General features: G+C 74.0%; 20 protein-coding genes. 17 read left to right on the plus strand and 3 right to left on the minus strand.

The features are described from left to right. The first annotated feature begins 25 nt into the window (after positions 1–25). The 10 genes from ACYVID_RS08150 (at position 26) to ACYVID_RS08195 (ending at position 9,640) form a co-directional block, all read left to right on the plus strand. Entirely contained in the window at positions 26–973 is a 948-nt protein-coding gene (locus ACYVID_RS08150) for a Ppx/GppA family phosphatase (RefSeq protein ID WP_460736182.1), read from the plus strand. A gap of 70 nt (positions 974–1,043) precedes the next feature. Further along, a complete protein-coding gene (locus ACYVID_RS08155; protein WP_460736184.1) occupies positions 1,044–1,856 on the plus strand; it encodes a sugar phosphate isomerase/epimerase family protein in 813 nt (270 codons plus the stop codon). Between the two features lie 27 nt (positions 1,857–1,883). Next, positions 1,884–2,819: a proline dehydrogenase family protein gene (locus ACYVID_RS08160; RefSeq protein WP_460736186.1), complete on the plus strand. Its 936-nt coding sequence runs from the start codon at positions 1,884–1,886 to the stop codon at positions 2,817–2,819. A 41-nt stretch (positions 2,820–2,860) separates the two neighbouring features. Further along, positions 2,861–3,667, plus strand: coding sequence for a pyrroline-5-carboxylate reductase (gene proC / locus ACYVID_RS08165; protein ID WP_460736188.1), 807 nt, complete (start codon positions 2,861–2,863; stop codon positions 3,665–3,667). Between the two features lie 822 nt (positions 3,668–4,489). Then, positions 4,490–5,212: a mycothiol-dependent nitroreductase Rv2466c family protein gene (locus ACYVID_RS08170; protein ID WP_460736190.1), complete on the plus strand. Its 723-nt coding sequence runs from the start codon at positions 4,490–4,492 to the stop codon at positions 5,210–5,212. 114 nt (positions 5,213–5,326) lie between these two features. Then, a complete protein-coding gene (locus tag ACYVID_RS08175; protein WP_460736192.1) occupies positions 5,327–6,520 on the plus strand; it encodes an acetoin utilization protein AcuC in 1,194 nt (397 codons plus the stop codon). 239 nt (positions 6,521–6,759) lie between these two features. Then, complete coding sequence (locus tag ACYVID_RS08180; RefSeq protein ID WP_300643985.1) at positions 6,760–6,963, plus strand: helix-turn-helix domain-containing protein; 204 nt, start codon at positions 6,760–6,762, stop codon at positions 6,961–6,963. Positions 6,964–7,133: 170 nt separating this feature from the next. Continuing rightward, positions 7,134–7,235, plus strand: coding sequence for a 30S ribosomal protein bS22 (locus ACYVID_RS08185; protein ID WP_008356322.1), 102 nt, complete (start codon positions 7,134–7,136; stop codon positions 7,233–7,235). A gap of 136 nt (positions 7,236–7,371) precedes the next feature. Further along, positions 7,372–8,484, plus strand: coding sequence for an NAD-dependent epimerase/dehydratase family protein (locus ACYVID_RS08190; RefSeq protein WP_460736195.1), 1,113 nt, complete (start codon positions 7,372–7,374; stop codon positions 8,482–8,484). Then, positions 8,477–9,640 carry a lysophospholipid acyltransferase family protein gene (locus ACYVID_RS08195; protein ID WP_460736197.1) on the plus strand — a complete coding sequence of 388 codons (1,164 nt, stop codon included), beginning with the start codon at positions 8,477–8,479 and terminating at the stop codon, positions 9,638–9,640. The genes ACYVID_RS08190 and ACYVID_RS08195 overlap by 8 nt, the downstream gene beginning before the upstream one ends. 93 nt (positions 9,641–9,733) lie before the next feature. Here ACYVID_RS08195 and ACYVID_RS08200 read toward each other — a convergent pair whose 3' ends face one another. The 3 genes from ACYVID_RS08200 to ACYVID_RS08210 form a co-directional block, all read right to left on the minus strand. After that, positions 9,734–10,942 (minus strand): DUF5667 domain-containing protein, encoded by a 1,209-nt coding sequence (locus tag ACYVID_RS08200; protein ID WP_460736199.1) that lies wholly within the window; start codon positions 10,940–10,942, stop codon positions 9,734–9,736. Positions 10,943–11,099: 157 nt separating this feature from the next. Beyond that, on the minus strand, positions 11,100–11,921 hold the full coding sequence (locus tag ACYVID_RS08205; protein WP_460736201.1) for a sigma-70 family RNA polymerase sigma factor: 822 nt from the start codon (positions 11,919–11,921) through the stop codon (positions 11,100–11,102). 232 nt (positions 11,922–12,153) lie between these two features. Continuing rightward, positions 12,154–13,035, minus strand: coding sequence for an HAD family hydrolase (locus tag ACYVID_RS08210; protein WP_460736203.1), 882 nt, complete (start codon positions 13,033–13,035; stop codon positions 12,154–12,156). Between the two features lie 83 nt (positions 13,036–13,118). Between ACYVID_RS08210 and ACYVID_RS08215 the strand changes: the two genes are divergently transcribed. The 7 genes from ACYVID_RS08215 to hemB all read left to right on the plus strand — a co-directional run bounded on the left by ACYVID_RS08215 (position 13,119) and on the right by hemB (position 21,181). Continuing rightward, a complete protein-coding gene (locus tag ACYVID_RS08215) occupies positions 13,119–14,825 on the plus strand; it encodes a class I adenylate-forming enzyme family protein (protein ID WP_460736205.1) in 1,707 nt (568 codons plus the stop codon). Positions 14,826–14,851: 26 nt separating this feature from the next. After that, positions 14,852–15,088: a glutaredoxin family protein gene (locus ACYVID_RS08220; protein ID WP_460736207.1), complete on the plus strand. Its 237-nt coding sequence runs from the start codon at positions 14,852–14,854 to the stop codon at positions 15,086–15,088. Positions 15,089–15,376: 288 nt separating this feature from the next. After that, positions 15,377–16,063: a redox-sensing transcriptional repressor Rex gene (locus tag ACYVID_RS08225; RefSeq protein WP_460736209.1), complete on the plus strand. Its 687-nt coding sequence runs from the start codon at positions 15,377–15,379 to the stop codon at positions 16,061–16,063. Beyond that, complete coding sequence (locus ACYVID_RS08230; RefSeq protein ID WP_460736211.1) at positions 16,060–17,367, plus strand: glutamyl-tRNA reductase; 1,308 nt, start codon at positions 16,060–16,062, stop codon at positions 17,365–17,367. The genes ACYVID_RS08225 and ACYVID_RS08230 overlap by 4 nt, the downstream gene beginning before the upstream one ends. Next, positions 17,364–18,371, plus strand: a complete 1,008-nt coding sequence (gene hemC, locus ACYVID_RS08235) for a hydroxymethylbilane synthase (protein WP_460736213.1) — start codon at positions 17,364–17,366, stop codon at positions 18,369–18,371. The genes ACYVID_RS08230 and hemC overlap by 4 nt, the downstream gene beginning before the upstream one ends. Then, a complete protein-coding gene (locus ACYVID_RS08240; RefSeq protein ID WP_460736215.1) occupies positions 18,368–20,026 on the plus strand; it encodes a bifunctional uroporphyrinogen-III C-methyltransferase/uroporphyrinogen-III synthase in 1,659 nt (552 codons plus the stop codon). The genes hemC and ACYVID_RS08240 overlap by 4 nt, the downstream gene beginning before the upstream one ends. Positions 20,027–20,176: 150 nt before the next feature. Beyond that, positions 20,177–21,181 carry a porphobilinogen synthase gene (hemB, locus tag ACYVID_RS08245; RefSeq protein WP_460736217.1) on the plus strand — a complete coding sequence of 335 codons (1,005 nt, stop codon included), beginning with the start codon at positions 20,177–20,179 and terminating at the stop codon, positions 21,179–21,181. Positions 21,182–21,333: the final 152 nt, after the last annotated feature.

The following is a 21,333-nucleotide window of genomic DNA, read 5'->3' on the forward strand; positions in this document are numbered from 1 at the left end:
CGACGCGCGGCAGTACGGTGGCCCCATGCGCCTGGGGGTCCTCGACATCGGGTCCAACACCGGACACCTGCTGGTCGTCGACGCCCACGGGGGCGCGGCGCCGCTGCCGGCGTACTCCTACAAGGAGCCGCTGCGCCTGGCCGAGCACCTCGTGCCGGCCGGTCCCGACGAGGGCGCGGTCTCGGGCACCGGCATCGAGGCGCTCACGGACTTCACCGCGCAGGCCCTGCAGGTCGCCGAGGACAAGGGGTGCGAGGAGATCCTCGCGTTCGCCACCTCCGCGGTGCGCGACTCCGCCAACGCCGACGCGGTCCTCGACCACGTCCACGAGCAGACCGGGCAGCGGATCGAGGTGCTCTCGGGCGAGGACGAGGCGAGGCTGACCTTCCTCGCCGTACGCCGGTGGTTCGGCTGGTCCGCGGGCCGGCTGGCCGTCTTCGACATCGGCGGCGGTTCGCTGGAGATCGCCGGCGGGGCCGACGAGGCCCCCGACGTGGCCTGGTCGCTGCCGCTCGGCGCGGCCCGGCTGGCGCGGACCCACTTCGCCCGCGGACCCGTCGACGAGGACACCGTGCGGTCGCTGCGCAAGGAGATCCGCACCGAGATCGCCCGTGACGCCGGGCACCTGCTGCGCATCGGCCCGCCCGACCACGCCGCGGCGACCTCGAAGACCTTCCGCTCCCTGGCCCGGGTCTGTGGCGCCGCGCCCTCCTCCGAGGGGCCGCTGGTCCCGCGGGTGCTGCCGCTGGCCGACCTGCGGGAGTGGATCCCCAAGCTCGTCGACATGGAGGACGAGGCGCTCGCCGAGCTGCCCGGCGTCTCCGCGAGCCGCACCCACCAGCTGGTCCCCGGTGCGCTGGTCGCGGAGGCGTGCATGGACATCTTCGGCCTCGAGGCGCTCGAGATCTGCCCGTGGGCGCTGCGTGAGGGCGTCATCCTGGAGAGGCTCGACCAGCTCTCGGTCCTGGGCTGAGACCCCCCGGCACCCCCGGGGCCACCACGGACCGACGACCGGGCAACCACCGACGCGAGAGGATGGGCACGTGACGACGCGGATCGGGCTGTCGACGTCCTCGGTGTACCCCGAGTCGACCGCGCACGGTTTCGCCTACGCCGCGCGGCTGGGGTACGACGCCGTCGAGGTGATGGTCGGCATCGACGCCCTCTCCCAGCAGACCGCGGCGGTGCGCCAGCTCTCCGAGCACCACGGCCTGCCGATCTGCGCCGTGCATGCGCCGACCCTGCTGCTCACGCAGCGCGTCTGGGGCACCGAGTCGTGGGGCAAGCTCGAGCGCTCCGCGGAGATGGCGCACGAGGTCGGCGCCGGCACCGTCGTGGTGCACCCGCCGTTCCGCTGGCAGAAGGAGTACGCCAAGGGGTTCGTCGAGGGGATCGCCGCCCTCGAGGCCTCCACGGGGCTGGCCTTCGCGGTGGAGAACATGTACCCCTGGCGCGCCCAGGTCCGCGGCCGCACCCGCGGCACGGAGATGTACCTCCCCGGCTGGGACCCCTCGGCCGAGGAGTACGCGCACGCCACCATCGACCTCTCCCACGCCGCCATCGCCGAGGACGACGTGGTGGAGATGGCCGAGCGGCTCGGCGACCGGCTCCACCACGTCCACCTCACCGACGGCTCCGGCTCGGCCAAGGACGAGCACCTGGTGCCCGGTCGCGGCGGCATGGGCGCCGCCCGGTTCCTGCGCCACCTCGCGGCCACGGGCTTCGGCACGGCGTACGGCGGTGACATCGTGCTCGAGATCAACACCCGCCGCTGCGCGGACGCCGAGGAGCGCGAGGCCGACCTGCGCGAGTCGCTGGAGTTCGCCCGCGAGCACTTCACGGTGCCTGCGACCTGACAAGTAGCCCGACGTAGCCTGTCGGGCATGTCGTTGCTCCGCCAGCCGCTCCTGCTCCTCTCGCGCAGCGAGGCGGTGAAGAAGGTCGTCTCGACGATGCCGGTCTCGGCGGGGATCGTGCAGGGCTACGTGCCCGGGGAGACGACGGAGTCGGCGGTCGACGCGACCGCCCGGCTGCAGGACGACGGGCTCAAGGTGACCCTCGACTTCCTCGGCGAGGACACCACCGACGTCGCCCAGGCGCAGGCCACCGTGACGGCGTACGTCGAGATGCTCACCGCCCTCGCGGCCGACGGGCTCGCCCACGGCGCCGAGGTGTCGGTGAAGCTCTCGGCCGTCGGGCAGGCGCTGCCCGACGGCGGGCACGCGATCGCGCTCGAGAATGCCCGCACCATCTGCCGGGCCGCGCGCAACGCCGGCACCACCGTCACCCTCGACATGGAGGACCACACCACCACCGACTCGACGCTGGAGATCCTGCGCGAGCTGCGCCAGGACTTCCCCGAGACCGGCGCGGTGCTGCAGGCCTACCTCCACCGCACCGAGGCCGACTGCCGCCAGCTCGCCCACGAGGGCTCGCGAGTGCGGTTGTGCAAGGGCGCCTACGCCGAGCCCGAGGAGGTCGCCTTCCAGGACAAGCTCGACGTCGACAAGTCCTACGTCCGGTGCCTGAAGGTGCTCATGGCCGGCCAGGGCTACCCGATGATCGCCACCCACGACCCGCGGATGGTCGAGATCGCCTCGTCGCTGGCCAGCCGCCACGGCCGCGCCCCGGGCACCTACGAGTTCCAGATGCTCTACGGCATCCGGCCCGAGGAGCAGCGCCGTCTCGCCGCGGCCGGGGAGACGGTGCGGGTCTACGTCCCCTACGGCACGGAGTGGTACGGCTACCTGATGCGCCGCCTCGCCGAGCGTCCGCAGAACCTGTCATTCTTCGTGAAGTCGTTGATCTCGAAGAAGTAGGTCCTGCCCCGCACGGCGCAGGCCCAGGACGGGGACACAGCATGGCCAGCCAGACCGCGATCATCGGTGCCGGCGTGATGGGGGAGACCCTGCTGTCGGGCCTGGTGCGTTCCGGGCGCCGGGTCGACGACCTGCTGGTCGGTGAGAAGCGCGCCGAGCGGGTCACCGAGCTCGAGGAGCGGTACGGCGTCACGGTGGTCTCCAACGTCGAGGCCGCCGCGAAGGCCGACACCGTCGCCCTGGTGGTCAAGCCCCAGGACATGGCCGACGTGCTGGAGGAGATCGCCCCGGTGCTGCGCCCCGGCCAGCTGTTGGTGAGCCTGGCCGCCGGCACCACGACCGGGTTCATCGAGTCCCACGTGCCCGAGGGCGTCGCGGTCGTGCGGGTCATGCCCAACACCCCGGCGCTCGTCGACGAGGGCATGGCCGCGGTCTCGCCCGGGTCGCACTGCTCCGAGGCGCAGCTCGCCGAGGCCGAGTCCCTCATGGCCTCGGTCGGCCGCGTCGTACGCATCCCCGAGCGGCAGCAGGACGCCGTCACCGCCATCAGCGGCTCCGGCCCGGCGTACATCTTCTTCGTCGTGGAGTCGATGATCGAGGCCGGCGTGCACCTGGGGCTGCCCCGCTCGACCGCCTCCGAGCTGGTCATCCAGACCCTCGTCGGCAGCGCCAAGATGCTGCGCGAGACCGGCACCCACCCCACCGTCCTGCGCGAGCAGGTCACCAGCCCCGGCGGCACCACCGCCACCGCGCTGCGCGAGCTCGAGGTGCACCGGGTCCGGGCGGCGTTCCTCGCCGCCATGGAGGCCGCCCGCGACCGCTCGCGCCAGCTCGCCGAGGGCAGCTGACCCTCGCCCCCTTGTGGGGGCGCCGAGGGTGGTCGTCGGTGGGTGGGGTGCGCGGCGCCACGCTCGGACGGCGGGTGGGGCGCGCGGGGCCGCGGTCTGCCGGGGGCGCCCCCTTCGTCGCAACCACCCGTCTCGTTCGTCCCTCACGAGACGGGGGCCAGGCCCATCCACGCTCCTCCGGGGGCGCCCCCGTCCGACCGCGGCCCCGCGCGCCCGTAGGCCGTCCGACCGCGGCGCCGGTCTCGGCTGGATCGTCCTGGCAGGCTGGCGCCATGGGTCTGCCGTGGTCGTGGGGGACGAGCCCCGACGAGCTGTTCATGGGTCTGCCGTGCGACGCGATGGTCGAGGGCCCGACGATCCACCTCGACCGGGCGGTCGACTGCGCGGCCCCGGCGTCGTGGGGCTACCGCTGGCTCTCCCAGCTGGCCCTGGCGCCGTACTCCTACGACCTCGTCGACAACCTCGGCCGGCGCAGCCCGACCGAGCTGGACCCGGCCACCGAGGTGGTCGAGGTAGGCCAGCGGATGGCGACGGTCTACGTCGGCACCGAGGTCGAGCCCGGGCACGCCTGGACGGGCCGGTTGTCCGAGCGGGGCGAGCGGCTCTCCGGCCCCCTCGCGGTGACGTACGCCGCCCACCCGGTGGGCCCCGACCGGTGCCGCCTCCACTGCCGGATGGTCGTCCCCGGCCGCACGCGGGCGCAGCGGACCCGGGCGGCGGCCCTGGCCTGGGGCGACCTGGTGATGATCCGCAAGCAGCTGCACCAGCTGGCCCACCTCGCGGGCGTGACGCCGCCCGCGCCGGCGGAGCAGGGTGGACCCCGTGACCGAGACCCCCGACCTCCGCTTCTGGTTCGACCCCGTCTGCCCGTTCGCCTGGCTCACCTCGCGGTGGGTCCGCAGCGTGCAGCGGCAGCGCGACTACGCGGTGGAGTGGCGGCTGATCTCCCTGCGGCTGCTGAACGCCCACGTCGACTACGACAGCCACTTCCCGCCGGAGTACGAGGCCGGCCACACCGCCGGCCTGCACCTGCTGCGCGTGTGCGCCGCGGCGCGCGACGCCCACGGTCCGGAGGTCCTGGCCGACCTCTACCCGGCGATCAGCTCGCGGATCTTCGACGCGGACCCCGCCGAGGACCCGCTGCGACCGACCCGGGGTCGTGAGGTCCTCGCGGTCGCCCTGGAGCAGGCAGGTCTGCCGGCCGACCTCGCGGCGGCGTACGACGAGGAGGGCTGGGACGCCACGATCCAGGCCGACACCGACGAGGCGCTGGCGCTGACCGGCAAGGACGTCGGCACCCCGATCCTGCACGTCGCCCCGCCGGAGGGCGCGGCGTTCTTCGGCCCGGTCATCAGCCGCGTGCCCTCCGACGAGGACGCGCTGCGGCTGTGGGACCACGTGGTGGGTCTGGCGACCTTCCCCGGCTTCGCGGAGATGAAGCGCTCGCTGCGCGAGCTGCCCCAGCTGCGCGCGCTCGGCGTGGCCGAGGACGAGGTCGGCCGCACCGAGGACTGGCACGCCGGGTCGCGCCGGCTGAAGAAGTAGCGCTGGTTGGAGAAGTAGCGCTGGCTTGAGAAGTAGCGCAGGGCTGGTCCCGGGACAGGGTGCGCGGGGTGGACGCGCCCAGGTCCCCCGGACGGACGGGAGTACCGTCGCCGGGTGCCAGCCTGTCCCACCCCCACCCGGTCCACGGTCGTCTTCGACCCCCTCCTGACCGGCTACGACTTCGGGCCAGCGCACCCGATGTCGCCGCTGCGGGTGGACCTGACGATGCGGCTGGCCGAGGCCCTCGACGTGCTCGGACCCGGCGGGCTGGTGGCGACGCCGGCGCCGGTGGCCACCGACGACGAGCTGCTCACCGTGCACGACGCAGCCCTGATCGAGGCCGTCACCCGGGCCGGCACCACGGGTGCGGCCGACCTGACCTTCGGGCTCGGCACCGACGACAACCCCGTCTTCGAGGGGATGCACACCGCGACCGCGCACGTGGTCGGCGCGACGCTGGAGGCCTTCCGGGCCGTGTGGGGCGGGCGAGTCGAGCACGCCGCCAACATCACCGGCGGCCTGCACCACGCGATGGCCGACCGGGTCAGCGGCTTCTGCGTCTACAACGACGTGGCGGTCGGCATCCACTGGCTGCTCGAGCAGGGCGTCGAGCGCGTGGCATACGTCGACGTCGACGTGCACCACGGCGACGGCGTGGAGCGGCTGTTCTGGAACGACCCGCGGGTGCTGACCATCTCCCTGCACGAGACCGGCGAGTTGCTCTTCCCCGGCACTGGTGCCTCCACCGACACCGGCGGCCCCGACGCCCCCGGGTCGGCGGTCAACGTGCCGCTGCCCCCGGGCACGAGCGACGCCGGGTGGCTGCGGGCCTTCCACGCCGTGGTGCCGCCCCTGCTGCGCGAGTTCGCCCCCCAGGTGCTGGTCACCCAGCACGGCTGCGACTCCCACGCCGAGGACCCGCTGGCGCACCTGATGCTCAGCGTCGACGGCCAGCGGGCCACGATCGGGGCGCTCCACGAGCTCGCGCACGAGGTCTCCGAGGGGCGCTGGGTGGCCGTGGGCGGCGGTGGCTACGAGATCGTCGGGGTCGTGCCGCGCACCTGGACCCACCTGCTGGCCGAGGTGGCCGGACGACCGCTCGAGCCGACCACGGACGTCCCGGGCTCGTGGCTGGAGCACGTGCAGCACCGGCTGGGTCGGGTCGGACCCCGTCGGATGGGCGACGGTCGCGACCCGGCGTACCGCGACTGGAGCGAGGGCTACGACCCCTCCACGTGGCTGGACCGCTCGGTGCACGCCACCCGCACCGAGGTCTTCCCGCTGCACGGCCTCGACCCGCTGCCGTAGCCCGCCGGACCCCACGATACGCGGGGAGCGTGCGGCGGGACGCGTGACCTGCGGAGATGCGTCCAGGATGAGTAGGGAATGCGTGTGGGTTTCAAGGCGACACGCCGACGAATCTCGGATTGCTCGAGTAGACCTCTTCCCCACGAGTCACACCAGGCTCTATTCTCACGCAGGACGTGGTCGTAGTACCTCCGGTGGGGAAGCCGGGGGACGAGCCGCGACAGAAAGAACGGTGCACGATGAGCAACTCCACCGGTGACATCTCGGACGCCCAGTTCCTCACCGTGGCCGAGGTCGCGGCGATGATGCGGGTCTCCAAGATGACCGTCTACCGCCTCGTGCACTCCGGCGAGCTGCCCGCGGTGCGGGTCGGCCGCTCCTTCCGGGTGCGCGAGACCGACGCCAACGAGTACCTCCGCAAGAGCTTCTACGACGCCGGCTGAGCCACCGCCCGCGCCGCCGGGCGGCCCACCGCCCAGCCCGGGACGCCCCGTGGTGTGCGGGGCCGCGGGTCCCACGGGAGAGGCCGATTCTGCTGGTCACCTGACCGGCGGCTAGGCTGAGCCGGTCCTGCGCCGACGCGTCGGACGTCCAGGCTGGAAAGGAACACCTCGTGGGTTCGGTCATCAAGAAGCGCCGCAAGCGCATGGCCAAGAAGAAGCACCGCAAACTGCTCAAGAAGACGCGCGTCCAGCGTCGCAAGCTCGGCAAGTGAGCCGCGGCGCGCGCCAGCAGCAGCACGGGCTGGCGCCGCGCCCCTCACCTGCCCGCCCGGGCGACGCGGCCCGGGTCGGGGGATGAGTCCACCGTCGTGAACGCCCCTCAGGGGCGACGGGCAGCCGGAGGCGGAGTTGGGGAAGGTCGTACTCGTCACCGGGGTCTCGCGAGACCTCGGCCGGACGTTCGCGCGCTCCCTGGCCGGTGACCCCGGCGTCGACCGCGTCATCGGCGTGGACGTCGTCCCCCCGCGCGGCGACGTCGGCGACGTCTCGTTCATCCGCGCCGACATCCGCAACCCGGTGATCGCCAAGGTGATCGCCAAGGAGGACGTCGACACCGTCGTCCACATGAGCGTCATCGCGACCCCCGGCACCGCCGGCGGTCGGAACACGATGAAGGAGCTCAACGTCATCGGGACGATGCAGCTGCTGGCCGCCTGCCAGCGGGCCACGTCCCTGCAGCACCTCGTCGTGAAGTCGACGACCACCGTCTACGGCGCCAGCAACCGTGATCCCGCGATGTTCACCGAGGACATGCAGCCGCGCCGCGCGCCGCGCTCGGGCTACGCCAAGGACGTCGCCGAGGTCGAGAGCTACGTCCGCGGCTTCGCGCGACGTCGCCCGGACGTCCGGGTCACCACCCTGCGCTGCGCCAACGTGCTCGGTCCCGCCGTGGTCAGCCCGCTGACCTCCTACCTCCGGCTCCCGGTCGTCCCGACCGTCATCGGGTACGACGCCCGCCTGCAGGTCCTGCACGAGCAGGACCTCTACGGCGTGCTGCAGCACGCCGTGCGCGAGGAGGTCGCCGGCACCTTCAACGTCGCCGGCGACGGCATCCTCATGCTCTCCCAGGCGCTGCGTCGCCTGCAGCGGCCCACCGTCCCGATGCCCGCCCTCGCGGTCGGCCGGATCGGCAAGCTGCTGCGCCAGGCCCGGGTCGCCGACTTCTCGCCCGAGCAGCTCGCGTTCCTCACCTACGGCCGTGGCGTCGACACCACCCGCATGCGCACCCAGCTCGGCTTCGAGCCCACCATGACAACCGCGGAGGCCTTCGCCGACTTCGCCACGACCCTCACGCCCACCGGCGGCCGGGCCGAGCGGGTCCTGGCCGCGCTGTCGCAGGCGCTGCCCGACCCCGACGAGCCGGTGCTCGAGGCGGTCGCCGGCCCCGAGGGTGCCGAGCAGGCCACCGGTCCGCGTGCCGTCCCCGCCCACGGAGCCCCCGGAGGAGCAGAGCATGGGTGACGCCGAGATCATCCCGATCGGCACCCGCGGGCGCCCCGGTCGCGGCACGGGCAAGGCCCCGTCCTCGGCGGCCCGCAGCCTCGCCGGCGGTGGCGCCGGGAGCAAGGGCGCCTCCGGGCGGCCCGCCCAGCGGCGTACGTCGGAGGAGGTGGCGGAGCCGACCGCCCCCGAGGCGACCGAGGCCGACCAGGCCCCGGCCGCAGCCCCGCAGACCACGGTCCCCGAGCGACCCGCGGTCCGCACCCGGGACCGCCACGCCGGCGGGATCCCGGCCGCCGACCTGATGGCGGCGTTCCAGGTCGCGGCCCGCGAGGTCTTCGGCGAGGAGTGGGAGGTCCAGCTCGCCCGCTTCCTCGCCTTCCTGCGTCGCCGGGTCACCGGCAGCTACGTCGTCGACGAGTACGGCTTCGACCAGGAGATCACCCAGCGCTTCTTCATGGCCGCGCTGCGCCCGATCGCGCAGAAGTGGTTCCGCATCGAGGTCCGCGGCATCGAGAACATCCCCGCCGACGGCGGCGCGCTGGTGGTCTCCAACCACTCCGGCACCGTCCCGGTCGACGGCCTCATGACGATGGTCTCCATCCACGACCACGCCGGCCGCTTCCTGCGCCCGCTCGGCGCCGACCTCGTCTTCCGGCTGCCGATCGTCTCGACCATGGCCCGCAAGGGCGGCGCCACCCTGGCCTGCAACGAGGACGCCGAGCGGATGCTGCGCGGCGGCGAGCTCGTGGGCGTGTGGCCCGAGGGCTTCAAGGGCATCGGCAAGCCGTACGCCGAGCGCTACAAGCTCCAGCGCTTCGGCCGCGGCGGCTTCGTCTCGGCCGCGATCCGCACCGGGGTGCCGATCGTGCCGCTCTCGGTGGTCGGCGCCGAGGAGATCTACCCCCTCGTCGGCAACCTGCCCTCGCTGGCCCGGCTGCTCGGTGTGCCCTACATCCCGATCACGCCGACCTTCCCGCTGCTGGGCCCGCTCGGCCTGGTGCCGCTGCCCTCGAAGTGGCTGCTGGAGTTCGGCGAGCCGATCCGCACCGACGAGTACGACGAGGGCGCCGCCGACGACCCGATGCTCGTCTTCAACGTCACCGACCAGGTGCGCGAGACCATCCAGCAGACGCTCTACACCCTGCTGATGCAGCGGGAGTCGGTCTTCCGCTGACCTCGCCGGCCCCGCGGCCGTCAGGACCGCTGCCGGTGGGGTCGCGCGTGCGCCGACGCCCCACGGGGCCGTCGAGGGCGTGAGCCGCCGGGGCTACTTCTTCTTGTCGGCGTCGGGGGCGAGGAGGTCGTCGACCAGGTCGCCGACCGGGTCGAGCACCGGCTCGAGGAGGTCGGTCACCGGATCGCCGGAGCCCGGCCCCGAAGCAGGGGTGCTGCCGCCGAGGAGGCCACCGACGCCGCCGAGGGGCTCGTCGTCCTTGCCGCCTCCGGTGCCACCACCGGAGGTGTCGTCCTCGCCGCCGTCGGTCGAGGCGGGCGGGTCGAGCAGCGCCGGGCCGCTCGGGGGCGCCGTCGGGGACTGGCCCCCGTCGCCGGCGCCCGCGGACGGCTTGCCGGAGGGCTTGCCGCTGGGGCGGGCGGGCTCCCCGCCGTCAGCCGTCGTGGTGCCGCCGGTGGTGGGGGAGACCAGGGTGCCGACGGTCTCCTCGACCGCCTGCACCAGGAAGCTCGGGATGCGACCGATCTGCTCGCCGCCGCAGGAGGGGCAGAGCGAGAGCGCGGTCTGGGCGATCTGTGCCAGCAGCTCGCCGGCCTGGATCAGCGCCTCCTGGGCGACCGAGGGCAGGACCGCCGAGAGCTCCTCCAGCGCGGCGAGGCTCTGCGCGGTGAAGTCCTGGAGCTCCTCGATGGAGGACTCCGAGCCGGTCTCGGCGTAGTCGGCGAGCAGCAGGTCGGAGGCCTCGGTCGCCTGCGCGGCGAAGTCGGCGAGGGTCTGCTCGATCGCGACGATGTCCTGACCCTCCTCGGAGCGGGTCAGCTCGTCGACCTCGGCGAGCCGGCCGCGCGCGTTGGCCAGCAGCGAGGCGCCCCTGGCGGCGTCGTCGACGCGCACGCCGGTCTGGGCGTTCTCGAGCGCCCGCTTGAGCGGGTAGAGCACGTCACCGGGCAGTGCCGACTGGGCGGCCACGGCCATCGAGGTGGTGGCACCCACGAGGGCGACGCCGCCGACGGCGATGGCCAGCCGACGCTCGCGCGGGCTGCGGGTGGGGGTGATCGTGAGGCGCTGCGGAGCGGCCGGGGCGACCTGCACCAGCTCCTCGGCGGCCGCGGCCATCAGTCGCTCGCGGAGGTCGGCGACGAACTCGGGGCGGGCCGCAGGCGCGGGGGCCGTGCGCAGCGTGGCGACGACGTCGAGGAGCTCGGTGAAGCGCGCGTCCTCGACCCGGCGGCCCGAGGCGGCGGCCTCGACCAGGGAGTCTAACTCGTCGGCGCGTCGTCGCGCCGAGAACACGGGGCTCATCGCGGCAGTCCTGTCGTCGTGGTGTCGGTGGGGAGGGGGAGGTCGGCGCCCAGCGGCTCCGACATCCCTCCCAACGACCGGTCGACCACCAGGGTTACGGCGTGTGATCCACGAGTCATCGACGTGCGGTGCACGGTTCGGCCACAGCGCAGGGTGCTCATCGCAGGCCCTCCGGCATCAGCTTGGCCAGGTTGCGCACGCCGCGCAGCTGCAGCTGCTTGACCGCGCCGTCGCTGCGACCCAGGACGGCAGCGGTCTCGGCGATGCTCATGCCCTGCAGGAAGCGCATCACGAGGCAGTCGCGCTGCTCGTCGGGCAGCTCGGTGAGCGCCTTCAGCAGGATCTCGTTGGTGAGCCCGGCGAGCACCGTGGGCTCGGGGCCCTCGGTCGCGTCGTCGTGCTGGCCCATGTCCTCGGTGGTGAGCTCCAGGCGGGTGCGGCCCGCCTTGAAGTGGTCGGTGGCGAGGTTGCGGGCGATGGTCATCAGCCAGGCGCCGAAGTCCTTGCCCTGCCAGCGGAAGCTCTGCATCGAGCGCAGGGCGCGGAAGAAGGTCTCGGAGGTGAGGTCCTCGGCGAGCGCGGAGGAGCGGGTCCGGTAGAAGAGGAAGCGGTAGACCGAGGCCTGGTAGTGGTCGTAGAGCAGCCCGAAGGCGTCGCTGTCGCCCTGGCGGGCGAGCTCGACGAGGGCGATGAGGCGCTCGCGGTCGGCAGCGTCGTCCTCGGAGGAGGTGGCGAGGTCCGCGTCGCCGTACGCGCCACCAGGGCTGCCGGGGCTGCCGGCGAGCCGGGCGTCGTCGTCGGCCATCGCCTCGGTGAGCAGGCCGAGCAGCGAGCGGTGCGGGGCCGACGGCGTGGCGCCGGCCGCGACGAGGGCGGGTGAGAGACCCTGTCCGGGCCCCGGGAGCAGCCCGTCGAGGAGGGCGTGGGACACAGCGGTGCGCAGCGCGTCGAGCCCGCGCGCGACCCTCTCGGCGTTCACCGCCATGTGACCCTCCCGGTTCGCTCCCCCCAGTGGAGCCCCTCGAGGGTACGACGATCAGGCGGAGCGTGGAACACGTTCCGCGAAATCGGGTGCCCGCGCGGCTCGGCGTACGACTGTTCACGCAGGAGCGCGGTCCAGACCAGTCCTGGATCGTGACCGCTCCGTGATGTGGCGGTCGGACCTGTCAGTCCACTGCCAGGTCCTGGGCCGGTCCTCGGGACGGGTCCCCTCAGCGGCGCCGGCGCAGCGCGACGCCGGCCGCGACGGTGCCGCTCACGGCCCCGGCGGCCGCCCCGACGACGAGACCGGCACGGGCCGCCTTGCGTCCGGTGCGGTAGTCGCGGACCCGCCACCCCGCGGCCCGCGCGTGCGCCCGCAGCCTGCTGTCGGGGTTGATCGCGCAGGGGTCGCCGACGATCGAGAGCATCGGGACGTCGTTGTAGGAGTCGGAGTACGCCGAGCAGCGGGCCAGGTCCAGGCCCTCGCGGGCCGCGAGCGCCCTGACCGCCTCGGCCTTGGCCGGTCCGTGCAGCATGTCGCCGACCAGACGTCCGGTGTAGATGCCGTCCTGGTGCTCCGCGACGGTGCCCATCGCGCCCGTGAGCCCGAGGCGCTTGGCGATGATCTGGGCGATCTCGATCGGTGCGGCCGTCACCAGCCAGACCCGCTGCCCCTGGTCGAGGTGGAGCTGGGCCTGGGCGCGGGTGCCGGGCCAGATCCGGTGCGCCATCGCCTCGTCGAAGATCTCCTCGCTGAGCTCCTGGAGCTCGGTCACGGTGTGCCCGGCGATGAAGGCGAGAGCGGAGTTGCGCGCGTCGGCGACGTGCTCGGGGTCCTCCACGCCGACGATGCGGAAGTAGGCCTGCTTCCAGGCGGCACCCGCGATCTCGCGGGTCGTGAAGAACTTGCGGCGGTGCAGTCCCCGCGCCAGGTGGAAGATGCTCGCGCCCTGCATGATCGTGTTGTCCACGTCGAAGAACGCCGCCGCCTCGGGGTCCGGCGGGGTGTCCAGGGCGGCCTCGACCTCGGCGGCGGCGGCCGCGGCCTCGCCCGCGAGCACCGAGCGCTGCCGCAGGTCCGGGAGCGTGCGACGAGCAGGCGGCGGGGTCACGCCGCTCACCCTAGTCCCGGGACCCGGCGGATGTCGGGCCCACCGCGCCCCGCGCGACGTGGCGCTGTGCCAGGATCGAGCGCATGCCTGAGCAGCGACAGGAGGAGCCCGGGGCCACGCCCGGCGCGCCCACCGACCTCGTCGACCTGGTCGTCGCCGCGGCCGCCACGGTCCCGGGACGTGCCGCGCTGGTCGCGGACGGCACCACCCTGACCTGGGCCGAGCTCGACGAGGAGGTCGGGCGGGTCGCCCACGGGCTGTCCGCGGCCGGGGTCGTCGCCGGCCACCGGGTCGCGCTGGCCATGGCCAACCGTCCGGAGATGGTGGTCGGTTACCTCGCGGTGCTGCGGGTGCAGGCCGTCGCCGTGCCGCTCAACCCCCGTGCCACCGCCGACGAGCTCGCCCGCATGCTCGCCGACGCCGGCGCCCGGATGGTCCTCGCCGACACCGTGTCGGTCGCCGCGGTCCGCGCCGCGGTCGCCACGCTGGCCACCGCCCTCGAGGCCCGCGCCGGAGGCGACCGGGACGCCGACGCCGACGCCGACGCCGCCGCTGCCGCGGGCGGCGGCCTGCCCGCCGAGCTGCTCGCTCGCGCCGTCGTACCCCGGGTGGTGACGGTGGGCACCACCCTGCAGCCGGGCGAGCGGTCCTGGGACCAGCTGCGCGCCGACACCACCCGCGACCACCCCCAGCTGCCCGACCCCGAGAAGCTGGCCGTGCTGCTCTACACCAGCGGTGCGTCCGGGCGCCCGCGCGCGGCGATGCTCAGCCACCGTGCGCTGCTGGCCAACATCGAGCAGGCCGGTCGCGTCGAGCCCGCGATGATCCGCTCCGACGACGTCGTCCTGGGCGCCCTGCCGCTCTTCCACGTCTACGGCCTCAACGCCGTGCTGGGTGCGGTGCTGTGGCACCGGGCCACGCTGGTGCTGGTCGAGGCCTACGAGCCGGAGGCCGTGCTGGACCTGGTGGCCGAGCAGCAGGTCACCGTCCTGCCGCTCGCCCCGACCGTCATCGGCCACCTGCTCGGCTGTGACCGGCTCGCCGAGCGGCTGGCCTCGGTGCGCCTGGTGCTCTCCGGCTCCGCGCCACTGGACCCCGAGCAGGTCGAGGAGTTCGTGGCGGTGACCGGCATCGCCGTCCACCAGGGCTACGGCCTCACCGAGGCCGCGCCGATCGTGACCAGCACCCTGTGCGTGCCCCCCGGCGAGGACGGGCAGGTCGGTCGCCCCGAGCCGGGGTCGGTGGGCAACGCCCTGCCCGGCATCGAGGTGCGCCTGGTCGACGACCGCGGACTCGCGCCGGAGCAGGGCGACCCCGGCGAGGTCAGCATCCGCGGTGCCAACCTGTTCAGCGGCTACTGGCCCGACGGCGCCGAGGCCCCCGACGAGGACGGCTGGTGGACCACAGGCGACGTGGGGTTCCTGGCGCCCGACGGGCAGCTCTTCCTGGTCGACCGGGTGAAGGAGCTGGTCATCGTCAGCGGCTTCAACGTCTACCCCAGCGAGGTCGAGGACGTCGTCGGCGAGGTGCCGGGCGTCGCCGAGGTCGCGGTGATCGGCGTCCCGGACCCCGCCACCGGCGAGGCGGTCGTGGCGTACGTCGTCGCGCCCGGCCAGGAGCCCGAGGACGTCGTCGCGGCGGTGCGCGCGGCGTGCGGGACCCGGCTGGCCCGGTTCAAGCAGCCGAGCCGGGTCGAAGTCGTCGCGGAGCTGCCGCACACGGTGACCGGGAAGGTCCGCAAGGGCTCGCTGCGGGCGGCGGAGCGACGGCGGAACCTGGAGCTGCTGTGAGCGGCTCGGCGGCCCCGTCACCCCGCGTGCGGATCTACACGCGGCCCGGCTGCCACCTCTGCGACGACGCCCGCGCGGTCGTCGCGGCGGTGTGCGCGGAGCTCGGCGAGGAGTTCGACGAGGTCTCGATCGACGACGACCCCGCGCTGCAGGCCCGCTTCGGCGAGGAGATCCCGGTGACCTTCGTCGACGGTCGCCAGCACGACTTCTGGCGGGTCTCCGCCGACCGCCTGCGCGCCGCGCTGTCCGCGCCGCCGGGCTGAAGTCGTCGCCGTCGGCCGCTGCCGGCCCGCCCCCCGCGTGTGACCGGCCCCGTCGGCGTGCGTCGGCGGCGCACCCCGCGGGGGGATGAGCGCAGCCGTCGCGGCCCACCCCGGCCGGGTCCCGGACGTGGCCTGCGCCACGTGTGCTAGCAGGGGTCGCTGCCGGTTTGTTCTCGCGTTCACAAACTCCTACAGTGAAGGAGCCGTCGCGCCTTGCGGGGGGCCCGTTCCCCCCCGGTCGGACCTCGTCCGACCCACGCCCCGCGACCGCTGGCTGGAGAGCGAGCAGTGACCGAACGGACCCCCACCGAGGCGGCCAGGGACATCCCGGAGGCCACCGTCGCCCGGCTGCCCGTCTACCTCCGGGCCCTCACGTCCCTCGCCGAGGCCGGCACCGCGACCTGCTCCAGCGAGGAGCTGGCCGTCGCCGCGGGCGTCAACAGCGCCAAGCTCCGCAAGGACCTCAGCCACCTCGGCAGCTACGGCACCCGCGGGGTCGGGTACGACGTGGAGTACCTCCGCTACCAGATCGCCCGCGAGATCGGGGTGACCCAGGACTGGCCCGTGGTCATCGTCGGCATCGGCAACCTGGGGCACGCCCTGGCCAACTTCTCCGGCTTCCGCAGCCGCGGCTTCCGGGTCGTGGCGCTGCTGGACGCCGACCCGAGCCGGCACGCCGAGCAGGTCGCCGGTGTCGACGTGCGGCCCTTCTCCGACCTGACCGCGATCGTCGCCGAGCACGGCGTGGCGATCGGCGTGATCTCCACCCCGGCGCACGCCGCGCAGGACGTCGCCGACGCGATGGTCTCCGCCGGCATCCGCAGCATCCTCAACTTCGCGCCGGCGGTCCTGTCGGTGCCCCAGGGCGTCGACGTGCGCAAGGTCGACCTGTCGATCGAGCTGCAGATCCTCGCCTACCACGAGCAGCGCAAGGGTCCCGCGGGGCTCGAGGGCCGGCTGGAGGCACCCGCATGAGCGTCCTGATCGTGGGGGTCTCCCACAACTCCGCGCCCGTGTGGCTGCTGGAGCGCCTCGCCTCCCCGGGCGTCGACTCCGTGCACAAGCTGGTCACCGACGCGGCCGGGTGCGCCCACGTCGCCGAGGCGACGGTGATCTCCACCTGCAACCGCCTGGAGGTCTACGCCGACGTCGAGCGCTTCCACGGCTCGGTCGAGCAGCTCTCCACGCTGTTCGTCGAGCGCTCCGGCGAGTCCACCGAGACCCTGCTGCCCCACCTCTACGTCCACTACGACGACGGTGCGGTCGCCCACCTCTTCCAGGTCGCCGCCGGGCTGGACTCCATGGCGCTCGGTGAGGGCCAGATCCTCGGGCAGACCCGCGAGGCGCTGCGCGTGGGCCAGGAGCTCGGCACCGTCGGGCCCGCCCTCAACGTGCTCTTCCAGCAGGCGCTGCGGGTCGGCAAGCGCTCGCGCGCCGAGACCGGCATCGACCGCGCCGCGCCCTCGCTGGTGACCGCGGCCCTCGAGCGCGCCCGACCGACCATCGGCGACGTCGCCGGCCGCTCGGTCGCCGTGCTCGGTGCCGGTGCGATGGCCGGTCTCACGACCGCCACCGTGTCCCGCCTCGGCGCCGGCGACATCGTCGTCCTCAACCGCACCGCCGCCCGGGCCGAGCGGCTGGCCGCGGAGTACTCCGCCCGCCCCGCCCCGGTGGAGTCCCTGGGCTTCGAGCTCGCCGGGGTCGACCTGCTCATCACGTGCACCGGCGCGACCGGCACCCAGGTCAGCGCCGACCTCGTCCGCGAGGCGCGGCCCGACGGTCGCCCGCTGGCGATCATCGACCTCGCGCTGCCCCACGACGTCGACCCCGCCGCGGGTGAGCTGCCGGGCGTGCAGCTGGTCAACCTCGCGGACCTGGCCGCCAGCCAGCACGAGAGCGAGGCGGGTGCCGAGGTCGCGGCCGTCCGCAGCATCGTCACCGAGGAGGTCGCGGCCTTCCTGGCCGCCCGCCGCCAAGCCAGCGTCACCCCCACCGTGGTGGCCCTGCGCTCGATGGCCACCTCCGTGGTCGACGCCGAGATGAGCCGGCTCGACGGACGCCTCCCCGACCTCGACCCGGCCGTCCGGGCCGAGGTGCTCCACGCCGTACGCCGGGTGGCCGACAAGCTCCTGCACGAGCCGACCGTGCGGGTGCGGGAGCTGGCCAACGAGTCCGGTGCGGTCTCCTACGCCGCCGCCCTCGCCGAGCTCTTCGCGCTCGACCCCGACGCCGTCACGGCCGTGACCCGCCCGCCGGTCCCCGAGGAGCCCGCCCGATGACGTCCTCGACCCCGCAGCCGACCCCGGGCCCGACCCGGGGGGCCCCGCAGCACGTGCGCGTCGGCACCCGCCGCTCCCTGCTCGCCACGACCCAGTCCGGCCACGTCGCCGACATGGTCCGCGGCCTGGGCCTGACCACCGAGCTGGTCGAGATCACCACCGACGGCGACCGGTCGCAGGCATCCGGCGTGCCCCTGGCGGGCAGCTCCTCGACCGGGGTCTTCGTCAGCGCCCTGCGCGACGCGCTGCTGGCCGGCGAGGTCGACCTGGCCGTCCACTCGCTCAAGGACCTCCCCACCTACCCCTGCGACGGCGTGACCCTCGTCGTGGTGCCGCCCCGCGAGGACCCGCGCGACGTCGTCGTCGCCCGCGACGGGCTCACCCTGGGCGAGCTGCCGGTTGGCTCTCGGGTCGGCACCGGCTCCCCGCGGCGGGCCGCCCAGCTGCACGCCCTCGGCCTCGGTTTGGAGGTCGTGGGCATCCGTGGGAACGTCGACACGCGGATCCGCACGGTCCGCGACGGCCAGCTCGACGCGGTCGTCCTCGCCCGGGCCGGACTGGCCCGGATCGATCGGCTCACGGAGGCGACCGAGGTGCTCGATCCCCTGCAGATGCTGCCTGCCCCGGGCCAGGGGGCCCTGGCGGTGGAGTGCCGCAGCGACGACGTGGAGCTGCTCGCGGCCCTGGCCGTGCTCGACGACCCGCGCACCCGTGCCGCCGTCGACGCGGAGCGGGCGGTGCTGGCCACGCTCGAGGGCGGGTGCTCCGCACCGATCGGGGCGCTGGCCGAGGTCGTGGAGGGGGAGGACGAGGAAGAGCTGTGGGTGCGCGCGATCGCGCTGTCACCCGACGGGGCGCTCTCGGTGCGGATGTCCGCGACCGGGTCGCCCGCCGACGCCCACGGCGTCGGTGCCCGTCTGGGCGAGGAGATGCTCGCCGACGGGGCAGGACAGCTGGGCCAGCCAGGTCCGGCCATCGATTCAGGACAGGTGCCACACGCATGACCCGAGCGAAGACCTCCACCGCCACCGGCACGGAGACCGAGACCCCCGCCAGGACCCGCGCCGGCTGGGTGTCCTTCGTGGGCGCCGGCCCCGGTGACCCCGAGCTGCTCACGGTCCGCGCGGTCGACCTGCTGCGGCAGGCCGAGGTGGTCGTGACCGAGTCCCCCGAGCACGCCGAGCTCGTGCGCGTCGTCCGCGGGCTCGCCTCCGTCGACGACGAGGCGATGCCCGAGCTCGTTGACGGCGGCTTCGGCGAGGACGGTCAGCCGCTGACCCACGCCGCGCGCGCCAAGGTCGTGGTCAAGCACGCCAAGAAGGGCCCCATCGTGCGGCTCATGACCGGCGACCCCTTCACCTACGCCTCCGGCCCCGAGGAGGCGCAGGCCTGCGCCAAGGCCGGCGTCGGGTTCGAGATCGTGCCGGGTGTCTCCTCGGTCAGCGGCGTCCCGGCGTACGCCGGCATCCCGCTCACGACCAAGGACCACCGCGAGATGGCCGTGGTCACCTGCGACGGCACGGTCGACTGGAGCCGCTACGCCGACGACCGCACGCTCGTGCTGCTCTCCGGCGTGGGCCAGGTCGGCGAGATCGCCAAGCAGCTCGTCGCCGCCGGTCGGCCCGCCACCACCCCGGTCGCGGTGACCCGGGTCGGCACGACCACCGAGCAGGCCACCGTCACCACCACGCTCGAGCACGTCGCCGCCGACTGCCGCGCCGCGCGGATGGCCCCGCCGGCCGTGATCGTGGTGGGCAAGGTCGTCGACCTGCGCGAGACCCTGTCGTGGTTCGAGACCAAGCCGCTCTTCGGCTGGCGCGTCCTGGTGCCGCGCACCAAGGAGCAGGCCGGCTCGCTGTCGGCGGGCCTGCGCGGCTACGGCGCGGTGCCCGAGGAGGTGCCGACCATCTCGGTCGAGCCGCCACGCAACCCCCAGCAGATGGACAAGGCGGTCCGCGGCCTGGTCGAGGGCCGCTACGAGTGGATCGCCTTCACCTCGGTCAACGCGGTCAAGGCGGTGCGGGAGAAGTTCGAGGAGTACGGCCTGGACGCCCGCGCCTTCTCCGGGCTCAAGATCGCCGCGGTGGGCGACAAGACCGCCGCCGCCATCGCGGCCTGGGGCCTGCGCGCCGACCTGGTGCCCTCCGGCGAGCAGTCCGCCGCCGGTCTCCTCGAGGACTGGCCGGAGTACGACGAGCAGCTCGACCCGATCAACCGGGTCTTCCTGCCCCGCGCCGACATCGCCACCGAGAACCTCGTCGCCGGCCTGGTCGACCTGGGCTGGGAGTGCGACGACGTGACGGCGTACCGCACCGTGCGCGCCGCCCCGCCGGCCGCACCCGTGCGCGACGCGATCAAGACCGGCAAGTTCGACGCCGTCGTCTTCACCTCCTCCTCGACCGTGCGCAACCTGGTCGGCATCGCCGGCAAGCCGCACGCCTCGACGGTGATCGCGGTCATCGGTCCCGCCACGGCCAAGACCGCCGAGGAGCACGGCCTGCGCGTCGACGTCATGGCTCCCAAGCCCGACGTGGACGTCCTCGTCGACGCCCTCGCCGACTTCGGTGCCTCCCGCCGCGCCGCCCTCCTCGAGGCCGGCCAGGCCGTCACCAAGCCCTCGGACCGCAAGACCTCGGCCCGGCGTCGCAAGGCTGAGTGAGGCGCGGGCCGGGGGTAGTCCGAATCATTTCTGATGCCGAGCGCGAGCTGAGCATCACATCGGATTCGGAGTACCCCGGCTCGGCCCCGCCCGCCCCCGCCCACCCCGCCGGGCCCGCGGGGGCGGGGCGGACCTGACAGGATCGGTTGCGTGACCGAGCACCCGCTGCCCGCCCCCGTCATCCCGCCCCTGGTGCGTCCGCGCCGGCTGCGGACCACACCGGCCCTGCGCCGGATGGTCGCCGAGCAGCAGGTGCAGGCCCGCCAGCTGGTGCTGCCGCTCTTCGTGCGCGAGGGTCTCGACGAGCCGCGCCCGATCTCCTCGATGCCCGGCGTCGTCCAGCACAGCCGCTCCTCGATGCTGGCCGCGGTCTCCGAGGCCGCCGAGCTGGGTCTGGGCGGGGTGATGCTCTTCGGCATCCCCGAGTCCAAGGACGCGACCGGCTCGGGCGCCGTCGACCCCGGCGGGGTGCTCAACCTCGCGATCACCGACGTCGTCGCCGAGGTCGGTGACGCCCTCACGGTGATGAGCGACCTGTGCCTGGACGAGTTCACCGACCACGGCCACTGCGGGCTGCTCACCCACGACGGCCGGGTCGACAACGACAGGACGCTGGCGGCGTACGCCGAGATGGCCCGCGCCCAGGCGCACGCCGGTGTCGACATGGTCGGGCCCAGCGGGATGATGGACGGGCAGGTGAGGGTCATCCGCGACGCGCTGGACGCCTACGAGCACACCGACGTCGGGATCCTGGCCTACTCCGCGAAGTACGCCTCGGCGTTCTTCGGGCCCTTCCGTGAAGCGGTCGACTCCTCGCTCAGCGGGGACCGCAAGACCTACCAGCAGGACCCTGCCAACGGCCGTGAGGGCGTGCGCGAGGCGCTGCTGGACGTCGAGCAGGGCGCGGACATCGTCATGGTGAAGCCGGCGCTGTCCTACCTCGACGTCGTGCGGAAGGTGCGCGACGCGGTGGACGTGCCGGTGGCGGCGTACAACATCTCGGGGGAGTACGCCATGGTCGAGGCCGCCGCCGAGCGCGGCTGGATCGACCGCGAGCCGGCCATCCTCGAGGTGCTTACCTCGATCCACCGGGCCGGCGCCGACGTCATCCTCACCTACTGGGCCTCCGAGGCCGCGCGGCTGCTAAGTCGCTGAGCCCGAGCCGTCGAGCCTGAGCCGTCGAGCCCGAGCCGTCGAGCCTGAGCCGTCGAGCCCGGCCGTCGAGCCCGGCCGACGGGTGCACCCGGTCCCTCGACCGGTCCGCAACGGCCGACGGGCGGGCCCCCGTGCGGGGACCCGCCCGTCGG

It is taken from the genome of Nocardioides ginkgobilobae (assembly GCF_054781275.1).